Source organism: Pseudomonas sp. TWRC1-2 (genome assembly GCF_049896685.1).
GTDB lineage: Bacteria > Pseudomonadota > Gammaproteobacteria > Pseudomonadales > Pseudomonadaceae > Aquipseudomonas.
In genome coordinates this window covers 530,300-540,552 of the sequence record NZ_JAFCUU010000005.1, presented here as the reverse complement: position 1 = coordinate 540,552, position 10,253 = coordinate 530,300, and the positions used below count along the sequence as shown (strand labels likewise).

At 56.7% G+C, this 10,253-nt stretch carries 12 protein-coding genes; 8 read left to right on the top strand and 4 right to left on the bottom strand.

From position 1 onward, the window contains the following. The first annotated feature begins 90 nt into the window (after window positions 1-90). A complete protein-coding gene (locus ACP7B3_RS17795) occupies window positions 91-330 on the top strand; it encodes a hypothetical protein (protein ID WP_426179929.1) in 240 nt (79 codons plus the stop codon). 149 nt (window positions 331-479) lie between these two features. On the opposite strand, the gene ACP7B3_RS17790 is transcribed toward ACP7B3_RS17795, so the two are convergent. Both ACP7B3_RS17790 and ACP7B3_RS17785 read right to left on the bottom strand, forming a co-directional pair. Further along, window positions 480-1,067 (bottom strand): hypothetical protein, encoded by a 588-nt coding sequence (locus ACP7B3_RS17790; RefSeq protein WP_119738306.1) that lies wholly within the window; start codon window positions 1,065-1,067, stop codon window positions 480-482. Window positions 1,068-1,083: 16 nt separating this feature from the next. After that, complete coding sequence (locus tag ACP7B3_RS17785; protein ID WP_124416142.1) at window positions 1,084-1,695, bottom strand: hypothetical protein; 612 nt, start codon at window positions 1,693-1,695, stop codon at window positions 1,084-1,086. A gap of 198 nt (window positions 1,696-1,893) precedes the next feature. On the opposite strand from ACP7B3_RS17785, the gene ACP7B3_RS17780 reads away from it, so the two are divergent. From ACP7B3_RS17780 to ACP7B3_RS17750, 7 genes are all read left to right on the top strand, one after another. After that, on the top strand, window positions 1,894-2,058 hold the full coding sequence (locus tag ACP7B3_RS17780) for a hypothetical protein (RefSeq protein ID WP_426179926.1): 165 nt from the start codon (window positions 1,894-1,896) through the stop codon (window positions 2,056-2,058). 89 nt (window positions 2,059-2,147) lie between these two features. Continuing rightward, window positions 2,148-2,828, top strand: coding sequence for a CsgG/HfaB family protein (locus ACP7B3_RS17775; RefSeq protein WP_010214228.1), 681 nt, complete (start codon window positions 2,148-2,150; stop codon window positions 2,826-2,828). Window positions 2,829-2,857: 29 nt separating this feature from the next. Then, window positions 2,858-3,220, top strand: a complete 363-nt coding sequence (locus tag ACP7B3_RS17770) for a DUF4810 domain-containing protein (RefSeq protein ID WP_106577341.1) — start codon at window positions 2,858-2,860, stop codon at window positions 3,218-3,220. Continuing rightward, window positions 3,217-3,867, top strand: a complete 651-nt coding sequence (locus tag ACP7B3_RS17765) for a DUF799 domain-containing protein (protein WP_145159672.1) — start codon at window positions 3,217-3,219, stop codon at window positions 3,865-3,867. The genes ACP7B3_RS17770 and ACP7B3_RS17765 overlap by 4 nt, the downstream gene beginning before the upstream one ends. Window positions 3,868-4,087: 220 nt before the next feature. Next, the gene (locus tag ACP7B3_RS17760) at window positions 4,088-5,728 is read left to right on the top strand and encodes a vWA domain-containing protein (RefSeq protein ID WP_426179924.1); all 1,641 of its coding nucleotides are present in this window, start codon (window positions 4,088-4,090) and stop codon (window positions 5,726-5,728) included. A gap of 152 nt (window positions 5,729-5,880) precedes the next feature. Beyond that, on the top strand, window positions 5,881-6,453 hold the full coding sequence (locus tag ACP7B3_RS17755; RefSeq protein WP_145159676.1) for an RNA polymerase sigma factor: 573 nt from the start codon (window positions 5,881-5,883) through the stop codon (window positions 6,451-6,453). Then, window positions 6,450-7,046: a hypothetical protein gene (locus tag ACP7B3_RS17750; protein ID WP_426179922.1), complete on the top strand. Its 597-nt coding sequence runs from the start codon at window positions 6,450-6,452 to the stop codon at window positions 7,044-7,046. Before ACP7B3_RS17755 ends, ACP7B3_RS17750 begins: the two co-directional genes overlap by 4 nt. A gap of 144 nt (window positions 7,047-7,190) precedes the next feature. Here ACP7B3_RS17750 and ACP7B3_RS17745 read toward each other — a convergent pair whose 3' ends face one another. Together ACP7B3_RS17745 and ACP7B3_RS17740 are read right to left on the bottom strand one after the other, a co-directional pair. After that, on the bottom strand, window positions 7,191-8,252 hold the full coding sequence (locus ACP7B3_RS17745; RefSeq protein WP_426179920.1) for a DNA cytosine methyltransferase: 1,062 nt from the start codon (window positions 8,250-8,252) through the stop codon (window positions 7,191-7,193). Window positions 8,253-8,266: 14 nt separating this feature from the next. Continuing rightward, complete coding sequence (locus ACP7B3_RS17740) at window positions 8,267-10,036, bottom strand: ATP-dependent nuclease (protein WP_426179918.1); 1,770 nt, start codon at window positions 10,034-10,036, stop codon at window positions 8,267-8,269. Between the last annotated feature and the right edge of the window lie 217 nt (window positions 10,037-10,253).

Sequence of the window (10,253 nt, the reverse complement as noted above, 5' to 3'; positions counted from 1 at the left end):
TATGAAGTGACGGCAACGGGTGAGCGCAAACCGGTGGAGGTGACAGTGGCCGCGGACTGAGCCGGCGACGCAATTGCCAAGGCGAGCACGGTGACCGTGGCGAGCGGGCTTGCCCCGCGCTGGGTTGCGAAGCGACCCCAAAAAAATGGGCCTGCTACGCAGTCCAACGCGGGGCAAGCCCGCTCGCCACAGGGTGCGATCGCTGCCGTGCAGCCGAAGAAGCATTACCTGATTGAGACGGTCATCAGTGATGCGTTTGTGATGAGCATTTATGAAGTGACGGCAACGGGTGAGCGCAAACCGGTGGAGGTGACAGTGGCCGCGGACTGAGCCGGCGACGCAATTGCCAAGGCGAGCACGGTGACCGTGGCGAGCGGGCTTGCCCCGCGTTGGGTTGCGAAGCGACCCCAAAAAATGAGCCTGCTACGCAGTCCAACGCGTGGCAAGCCCGCTCGCCACAGGGTGCGATCGCCACCGAATCAGAACAACTTGCGCTGCACCGCCTCGTCCAGCGTGCTGCGCGTCAACGCTTCAACCACTTCACCCGTGTTCGCCTGGAACGGGATGCCCAGGATCAGCACCAGGTGCATCCAGGTGCGCACGGATTCGCTTTTGCTCACCCGGCCCAATTCTTTGCCGTCCTTGTCCTTGAACACCGTTTCCATCGTGAAGGTGTTTTTCGCCGTGGACGGAATAATGAAGAAGGTGGCACCGGTAATGATCGCCGAGGCCATGCTGAACTGTTCGTTGTTATACAGCTTGGCGTCGGCGTAAATGTCCGAGTCCACTTTGTCAGTGCTTACCCGCGCAAAGCGGTTGGACTGGCGGAAGGCATCCGCCACAGCTTTTTCCCATAGCGCTGCCGGGGCGCCGGCGGCGGCGTTGGCGGGGCCACCGTTGACTTGGTTCAGCGCTGTGGTGCGCACAAATGCGCTGGGTTTCTGCGCTGGCGCGTTGGCGGTCGGCGGCCAGGTCTGCACCGGTGGCAGTTCGTGTTGCGAGTAGGACACGCAACCGCTCAGCAAGATCGCGGCGAGGACCAGGCTGTGCTTGATCAATCCTTTCATGTGTTGCTCCTTGAATTCAGGGTTTGGCCAGTTTGGCGGTAGCGGTGTCGAGCAGTTGCGCGACCAGTTTGTTCAGCTGCTGGGCGCCCATCGACGGTGCCCAGTATTCGCCGCCATACAGACCGACGTTGTGTTCGAACTTGAGCGCTTGCTCGGCCGTGGCCAGTTCTTTGCCGTTGCGGTCGACGATCACCAGGTTGCCGGCCACGTCGAAGCTGTCGACGTAGATCGGCCCGTTGACCCAGATCCAGATCGTCAGCGTCAGCAGTGCGCCGGGTATGTAGGCCGGGTGCGGTGCGCGATGGCCTTTGAGTGAGGTCATGTTGAATTTGAGCACCACGTCGTTTTCTTCCAGGCGCGTGGGGTACTCGGTGACCTGCTTGAAGTAACCCGCCGCGCGCACGTACTGGTTGAGCTGGGCCGTGAGCGAGCGGCTGATCGCAGTTTTGTTGGCCTCGTTGACGTCGGCGGCGTTCACCGTCACATCAGCGATTTGTGCACTGCGCGGGCTGCTGGCAGCAGCCGGGTGGAGCGGGGCACCGATGGGGCCGGTGACGGTGTAGGAGACGCAGCCGGTCATCGACAGCGTCGCGATCAGGGCCGCAGCCCTCAGGAGGGTGTTCAACACGCAATATCCCTATTTAATGAGCAAGCCAAGCCAGTGTCTCGACCGGTGGCTGTGAAACTTGAGGTGGGCGCGCAGCTTAGCAGGCCGCCGTTGGGCGGCGAACTTCACGGTGGCGGCAAAACCGCTTGAGTACATCGGGCAACCCCGTAAAATGCCGCGGCATTGGCTACATCGCATTTTTCAAGGACGAATCAAGCAATGCGCACTTCTGCTTTTCTCCCCGTCACCTGCCTGATGGCGGGCTGCACTTTCCAGCCGGGCCGCTGCGCGCCGGTCATCCTTGCCAAAACACCTGCCTGCTGGCCCGACACCTTTGATGTTGAGGTACTGGGCAAGATCGCGCGTTTTTTCAGCAAGGTCTGATCGCCGCGACAGCGTAGTTGACGTACACAACAGTCCCTCCCGCGGGTTCACCCGCTGCAACCGCGGACCTCTCACCCTAGGAGCACCCTGTGAAAACACTGTCCAAAATCCTGCTGTCTGGCCTCACCGCCGCAGCGCTGCTGACCGTGGCCGGTTGCGCCACGGAGAGCAACCGCGCGATGCCGGTGGAACAAGTCGCCAGCGCCAACGTCGCCTATTCCGGCGTGCGCGTGCCGATTGCCGTGGGCAAGTTCGATAATCGTTCGAGCTACATGCGCGGCATCTTCTCCGACGGCGTCGACCGCCTCGGTGGCCAGGCCAAGACCATCCTGATCACCCACCTGCAGCAGACCAACCGCTTCAGCGTGCTGGACCGCGACAACATGGGCGAAATCTCCCAGGAAGCCGCGATCAAAGGCACCGTACAGAAGCTTAAAGGCGCGGACTACGTAGTGACCGGTGACGTCACCGAGTTCGGCCGCAAAGAGACCGGCGACCGCCAGCTGTTCGGCATTCTCGGCCGTGGCAAAACCCAAGTGGCTTACGCCAAAGTTGCGCTGAACATCGTCAACATCAGCACCTCCGAAGTGGTGTATTCCACCCAGGGCGCCGGTGAATACGCCCTGTCCAACCGCGAAGTCATCGGCTTTGGCGGCACCGCCAGCTACGACTCCACCCTTAATGGCAAGGTCCTGGACCTGGCCATGCGCGAAGCCATCAACCGCCTCGTCGACGGCATCAACGCCGGCGCCTGGAACCCGCGCAACTGATCAGCAGCACCTCAAGGAGCAGTACACGGATGAGCAAGGCAGTGAAGTTGGCGCTGATGCTGACAACAATCGCGACGGTCGCCGGGTGCCAAACGGCGCCTCAACCCCTGTATCAGTGGGAAAGCTACCAGCCGCAGGTTTACGAGTACTTCAAGGGCGAGCCCAAGGAAGCGCAGGTTGAGGCGCTGGAGCGCGATCTGCAAAAGATCAACGCCAGTGGCCGCAAAGCGCCGCCGGGTTACCACGCCCACCTGGGCATGCTGTACATGACCATGGGCAAGGATGACCAGATGGTGCAGGAGTTTCGCACCGAGAAGGCCCTGTTCCCCGAGTCTGCTTCCTACATGGACTTTCTGCTGAAAAACGCCAAGACCGGAGTCGCCACCAAATGAGCCTGTTAAAACTCACGGGCGCCTTGCTGGCCCTGGCCTTGCTCGGCGGTTGCGCAGCGCCCAAAACCATCGATTACACGGCATACAAACAGGCGCGGCCGAAGTCGATCCTGGTACTGCCGCCGATCAATGAGTCGCCGGAAGTGCAGGCGTCCTACAGCCTGGTGTCGCAGGTGACTTACCCGCTGGCCGAAGCGGGCTACTACGTGTTGCCGATTGCCCTGGTGGACGAAACCTTCCGCCAGAACGGCCTGACCACCGCCAACGACATCCAGGGTGTGGCACCGGCCAAGCTGCATGACATCTTTGGTGCGGACGCGGCGCTGTACATCACCGTCAGCGAGTACGGCACCAAGTACATGCTGATCTCCAGCGACACCTCGGTGACGGCGTCGGCCAAACTGGTCGACCTGCGCACCGGCACCACGCTGTGGACCGGTTCGGCGCGGGCGTCGAGCGAGGAAGGCAACAACAATGGCGGCGGCCTGGTGGGCATGCTGATCACGGCGGCGGTCAAGCAGGTGATCAACAGCTCCACCGATGCCGCACACCCGATTGCCGGCATCACCAGTGCGCGCCTGCTGTCGGCGGGGCAACGCACCGGGATTCTGTACGGTCCGCGTAATCCGAAATACGGCACCGACTGATCCGGGTACGGAAAACACTGCAGATCTTATGTGGGAGCTGGCTTGCCTGCGATAGCATCACCTCGGTTTAACTGAAAAACCGAGGCGTTTGCATCGCAGGCAAGCCAGCGCCTACACACTTGCACAGTGATCGAGGTGTTATCCGACTCCGTTTAACCCGAACCCTCCACACCTTGCGTCTGACCTTGTGAACGGATCATTCATTCACGAGGTTCAGCCCATGTCCCGTCCGCTGCTTTTCCTGCGCCCTGCTGCCCACGGCTTTACCGTTACGTTGCTGGTCGCGTTGGCCGGTTGTGGGTTGTCTTCTTCCCGTGATGCCGCCAAGCCTGAGCAGGCTGCACCTGTCGCCGAACTGCAAAGCGCGCCGGTACAGGGGGCGCTGAGCAAACGCATGCCGATGCCGGCGCCAATGGCCGTGCGCATGGTCAGTCAGGATTCAGCGGCGATGGCCTACCGCAGCGAGCCTCGTGAGCACTACGCAAACCTGCCGGACAACCCGGTGCACCGCGTGGCCGAAACGCCCGTCTCGACCTTCAGTGTCGACGTCGACACCGGCAGCTATGCCAACGTAAGACGCTTCCTCAACCAAGGCCGTCTACCGCCTGAAGGTGCTGTGCGATTGGAGGAAATGGTCAATTACTTCCCCTACGACTACGCACGCCCCACCGACGGCTCGCCGTTTGGCGTGACCACAGAGATCGCCGCCACACCGTGGAACCCGCACACTCGGCTGCTGCGCATCGGCATCAAGGCGTCCGACCGCACCGTCGCGGAGCTGGCGCCGGCCAACCTGGTTTTTTTGGTGGATGTGTCCGGTTCCATGGACCGCCGCGAAGGCTTGCCGCTGGTGAAAAGCACCTTGAAATTACTGGTGGACCAGCTCCGTGACCAAGACCGCGTGTCGCTGGTGGTGTATGCCGGTGAGTCCCGCGTAGTGCTCGAACCCACCTCCGGCCGCGACAAAACCAATATCCGCAATGCCATCGACCAACTCACGGCGGGCGGCTCCACAGCCGGCGCATCCGGCATCGAGCTGGCTTACCAGATGGCCCGCGCAGGCTTTATCGACAAGGGCATCAACCGCATCCTGCTGGCCACTGACGGTGACTTCAACGTGGGCATCAGCGACTTCGACAGCCTCAAGCAGATGGCGGCCGAGCAGCGTAAAAGCGGCGTGTCGCTGACCACCCTGGGCTTTGGTGTGGATAACTACAACGAACACCTGATGGAGCAATTGGCCGACGCGGGCGATGGTAACTACGCCTACATCGACAACTTGCGCGAAGCGCGAAAAGTACTCGTCGACCAGCTCAGTTCAACCCTGGCCGTCGTGGCGCGGGATGTGAAATTGCAGGTGGAATTCAACCCGGCCCAGGTCAGCGAGTACCGACTGCTGGGCTATGAAAACCGCGCCTTGAAACGTGAGGATTTCAACAACGACAAGGTGGATGCTGGCGAGATCGGCGCAGGGCATACCGTGACGGCGTTGTACGAAATTGTTCCGACGGGCCAGAAGGGCTGGCTGGAGCCGTTGCGCTACGCCGCTGCGCCGGCGGCTGAACACTCATCCAAAAAGTTGGCGATGCTGCGCGTGCGCTATAAACCGGCAGCGGGCGGCGACAGCCAATTGATAGAGCGGCCCATCAGCAACCAGGCGACCAAGGCCAGCGACGACCTGCGCTTCTCGGCAGCTGTGGCAGCCTTCGCCCAACAGCTCAAGGGCGATGGCCGCTACACTGGCAGCATGAGTTTGCAGGACACCGCCGCACTGGCCCGCTCGGCCCGAGGCGATGACCCGTTCGGGCTGCGCAACGAGTTCGTGCAACTGGTGGAGTTGGCGCAGAGTCTTAAGCACTGATTTTGCCTGCAGCGCCGATCCAATGTGGGAGCTGGCTTGCCTGCGATAGCATCACTGCGGTGTGACTGAAACACCGAAGCGTCTGCATCGCGGGCAAGCCCGGCTCCCACAGGTAATCTGCATTGATCCATCGAAAGGAGTTCGCCACCTACATGGCCGTACCCGATGATTCACCCAGCGACGAAGCGCTGCTGGCCCGCTACCGAGCCGGAGACGGCGCCGCGTTCGAGGTTTTGTACGCGCGCCATCGCCAAGGCTTGTACCGGTTTCTGGTGTCCCTGAGCAACAAGGTCGAACTGGCCGAAGAGGTGTACCAGGAAACCTGGCTCAGCCTGATCCGCAGCACCACTCAGCCACAAGGTCGGGCGAGCTTTCGTACGTGGTTGTTCCAGATTGCCCGCAACCGCCTGATCGATCACTGGCGCAAGCACGGTATCCACAACCCGCTGCACGACAGCTACGATGAGCAACTGCACGCCCAGCCCGACGACAGCGCCGGCCCCGAGCAGCAACTGAGCCTGAGCCGCGACCAGGCGCGCCTCGACGCGGCGTTGCAAGACTTGCCCGAAGACCAGCGCGAAGTCTTCCTGCTGCGCCTGCACGGCGACCTCGAAGTGCCGCAAATCGCCGCCCTCACCGGTGCCCCGCTGGAAACCGTCAAAAGCCGCCTGCGCTACGCCCAGCAGAAACTGCGCCGCCTGCTGGCCGAGGAGATACCCGCATGACCGACCCCCGACACACCCAGGACCCCGACGACGTGTTGCTCCAACACTTTCGTCAACACAGCACAGGCGAGCCGCCCGCGTCCCTCGACGCCTTCATCCTCAACACCGCCCGCCGCGAAGCTCCAACGCCGCCGCCGAGCCTTTGGCAACGCTGGCTGAACGCCTGCCGCCAACCGCGCTGGCAGATGGCATTCGCCACCGTCGCCGGCGTGGCGCTGATGATCGGCGTGGTGATGCGCTCACCCGTGCCGCAACCGGAGATATCCACCGCGACCTTCTCCGCGCCCCACCCGCAAGCAGCGCGCCCAGTGGTTCAAGCGTATTCGGCGCCCGCACCCGCGCCCATGGCCCGCATGGCTGCCGCCGCACCGCCGGTTCAGGCTGAGGTGGCCGGCGCGTTGGCGGATGAGCCGGCCGTGAAACTCAGCAAGCGTGCGGTGGCGTTGTCATCATTGGAGGAGGGGTTGCAGCAGATCGTGGAGCTGCGCCGGGCTGGAGAAACCAAAGCGGCCGATGAACAGCTGCTGGCGCTGCATAAGCGCTTTCCCAAAGAAGACTTGCCGGCGCGGTTGGAGGCGTTGCAGAAGCGTTAATCGACACCCACAAAAAAGCCCCAGGTCTTTCGGTCTGGGGCTTTTCGTCTGTGTCTGGTGCCCGGCGGGAATCGAACCCCAATCAATGGCCTAGTAATTTAAGGCCTTATGCCTGGCATAAAAGATCTGGGATACAGCGCTATTTTAATCCTGGGTGAGAAGAGCCAACGCATGTGCCATGATGAAGGGCGGTGGTAAAGCATTTCCAATCATCAGGGCGATCGCTTCTTTGCCATGCGCTGCATCGAATCGGTACTCCATAGGAAACCCTTGGAGCAGTGAAGCCTCCCGAAGAGTAATGGTCCTGTTCTCTTCTGGATGAAGGAAGCGTCCTTTTGAAGGGTTAATGCAACCGCTAGTAATGGTAGGCGAGACTTCGTCCCAGGCCATTCTTCCATATACGTCCCTGAAACCATCACTTCTGAGATGGCAGGCCAGTTGGTACTCAACTGGCAACTGAGCACGACTTCCGCCATTTTTAGGAATAAGGGAGATGAGTCTTTTAACTGCTTCAGATCGTTTTTCTGGAATAGTATGAATGGCATCTGAACTCAAGAGAGGCGTCTCTATTTGCGCTATGACATCTCTAACAAGTAATTTCTTATTGCTTTTTTCCGCAAGTCTAGGGGTGCCAACTCTAGATGCGAGTAATATCAGTCTCTTACGACGCTGTGCTACGCCAAAGTTCGCTGCGTCAGCAACTTCGAATGTAGTGTTGTATCCTAGCTTTTTTAAGTTAACCATTAATTGTGTAAAGCGTGGATCCTTCGCCAGTGCTGGTACATTCTCCATCATCACATTTTTTGGCAGCAACTCTTCAACATATCTCTGGAACTGAAGTATCAAATCATTACGTGGGTCTTCAACTGAGTTTGATCGATTTCGCGTTCTTAAGCGTGAGAAACCTTGGCATGGTGGGCAGCCAGCAAGGAGATCGAGCTCGCCGTACTTTATACCGAGATCAGAAAGAACAGTGCCGGTGGGTATGTCTCGAATGTCAGCTTCATAAAGCTGAACTTCAGGATGGTTCAATTTGTAAGTCTGTTGCGCTTTTGGGGCTACTTCAATGGCGCCCAAAACGCTATACCCTGCTTGTTTTAGACCCAATGTCAGGCCGCCACATCCACTGAAGAGATCAATTGCAGTTGGCTTTTGCATATAATGTTTAGAACCTTCATGATGTGGTCGTCTTTCAAGCTTGGTCATTGTATCCCCAATCGCTATTCAGTTGCTACCCACTTTTTAAGAATTTTAGTTATTTGTGTTATGTGTGGATTGTCATTGCATTTGTTAAGTGCGTAACGTGCCACACCAATTGAGTTTTCCGCCGTTTGATCTAAACCAATCTGTGCTCTAAGTTCATCTTTCGCTTTAGCACTTACGGTGAATTTACGTTTCTTGCCTGTAAGGCACTCATAGACAATTGCGTCTGGACAGCACAGAGGAATATATTCTAAATAAGAGCTCATCCAGTCTAGGTATTGCAGGTGATTTTGAATATGCCGTTCTTGAATACCTTTTCTATCATTTCCGCCATTTTTTGTGAAGCTAGGAGAGCATCCAACTTCGGACTTAATGATTTCAGGTAGATCTGTTTGCATGGCTTGTGTAATATTTTTACTCTTGCTGAATACGTCAACTTTCTTTTTGTCGCCGTCGAGGTAAGCAAAAACTTTTGAGCCTGTTTGCAGCATCGCTGGTACCTGGCGTGACAAGATTGCCTCTGCTCCACCAGGACAAATTCTTATGTCCAGAGCATTTCTCTCACCCTCATGAAGGTCTTGCGCGGCTCTTTCTAAAACAATTTTAGCCATTGCGTCTTCAACAAGAATAGTCTTTTTCTTTTCCAGAGTTCGACCGAGGCGGTTTAACGCAATATATGGAGAACTACTGTTTATTATATGTGTTTTGCCTTGGCCGTTATCTTCAAATACTTTTATAGCATTTTCAGGCAGGTCCTCGATGAAGTCTATTGCATGAGTGGATATGACGACTTGAAGGTGCTTTTTCAGAATTTGCTCAAGTAAAAAAGCCAAAAGCTCTTTTTGTGCGCCTGGATGAAGTGATGTCTCTGGTTCGTCCAATAGAATGAGTGAATATCGGGGCGCAGATAGTACTTGTGTGACAATGCTTACCACCGATATCTCTCCACTTCCCGCGAACGCCTCTGAGTACTGCCGTCCTCGTTCGAAAATAACACTCGTGTCTTTTCCTCGCTGAGTCGGATAAAGAGAGTGCTTAATAAGTCTTGCTGAGGAGTATGAGCGTCCGAGGATGAGCGATATGGCATCCAGTTCAACTTGCTTTAGCATGCGGTTTTCAAAAATTCGCTCCCTTCCACCTCCCAAGTGCCAAGTTTGAAGGTTGTGATCGATTGCGCGTCTTAGCTTATTGGCTCCCCATTGCATCTCTGCATATTTTTCTGTTTGACTATCGTCCTTGTCGCCAAAATTAAAGTTTCTGTCAAAAGCACCAATATTGAATTTTGAATTTATATAAACAACTTCTCGAATAACTGGATTCCATCTATCGGTACTTTTTCTGTCAAATTCTTCGGCCGGTATTTCAGACATTCCATCATTTTTTGATACTTTTGTGGGCTCCCAGTATTCATAAGCTCTTGCTTTATTGTGTATACGTGCTTTTCGAGTTTCGACAGGCCCATTTACGCCCTCATGCCAATGACCATAGACGTATCGTGGAGGGTCTCGGACGACTTTGACTTCAATTGGATCTACGGCCGTTGCGAACCAATACTTCGCGGTACTTTGACCCTCCGGCATCCCATATAATGCATGGAGCACGGAGCTCTTGCCTATACCGTTCGCACCTACTAATGCAGTGAGTGCAAATGGGAAGTCCAATTCGGCATTTCTTTCAAGACCTTTAAAATTTGGAAAGCGTGCGTGTGTTATGTAATTTAAAAGCGGTGCACCTGGTTTCAGCTTTCGAACTGAGTCAGTTAATTCCTTGATGGTTTTTACGGCCATTTTTCATCCCTGGATAATATTAAATAAATTAGCGGGTATGGTTTGGGTGGCCACCGCTTTTATCTGCAAGCTTGAGGGGCCTTGAAAATTAGCCTCACGGTGCAGGGTTTTGCAGGCTTTATCTCATGCCTAAAGGGCCATGCCTAGCCACTGGCTACGAGTTCTTGACCTTACTGAAGGAGTGCATAAAAAACGACACGTTTAGCCCTCAGGTGTG

Excerpts from the sequence above, each read along its gene's own strand:
- ACP7B3_RS17740 (WP_426179918.1), bottom strand. The coding sequence starts at position 10,036 with ATGGCCGTAAAAACCATCAAGGAATTAACTGACTCAGTTCGAAAGCTG.
- ACP7B3_RS17755 (WP_145159676.1), top strand. The coding sequence starts at position 5,881 with ATGGCCGTACCCGATGATTCACCCAGCGACGAAGCGCTGCTGGCCCGC.
- ACP7B3_RS17770 (WP_106577341.1), top strand. The coding sequence starts at position 2,858 with ATGAGCAAGGCAGTGAAGTTGGCGCTGATGCTGACAACAATCGCGACG.
- ACP7B3_RS17790 (WP_119738306.1), bottom strand. The coding sequence starts at position 1,067 with ATGAAAGGATTGATCAAGCACAGCCTGGTCCTCGCCGCGATCTTGCTG.
- ACP7B3_RS17780 (WP_426179926.1), top strand. The coding sequence starts at position 1,894 with ATGCGCACTTCTGCTTTTCTCCCCGTCACCTGCCTGATGGCGGGCTGC.
- ACP7B3_RS17760 (WP_426179924.1), top strand. The coding sequence starts at position 4,088 with ATGTCCCGTCCGCTGCTTTTCCTGCGCCCTGCTGCCCACGGCTTTACC.
- ACP7B3_RS17765 (WP_145159672.1), top strand. The coding sequence starts at position 3,217 with ATGAGCCTGTTAAAACTCACGGGCGCCTTGCTGGCCCTGGCCTTGCTC.
- ACP7B3_RS17745 (WP_426179920.1), bottom strand. The coding sequence starts at position 8,252 with ATGACCAAGCTTGAAAGACGACCACATCATGAAGGTTCTAAACATTAT.
- ACP7B3_RS17750 (WP_426179922.1), top strand. The coding sequence starts at position 6,450 with ATGACCGACCCCCGACACACCCAGGACCCCGACGACGTGTTGCTCCAA.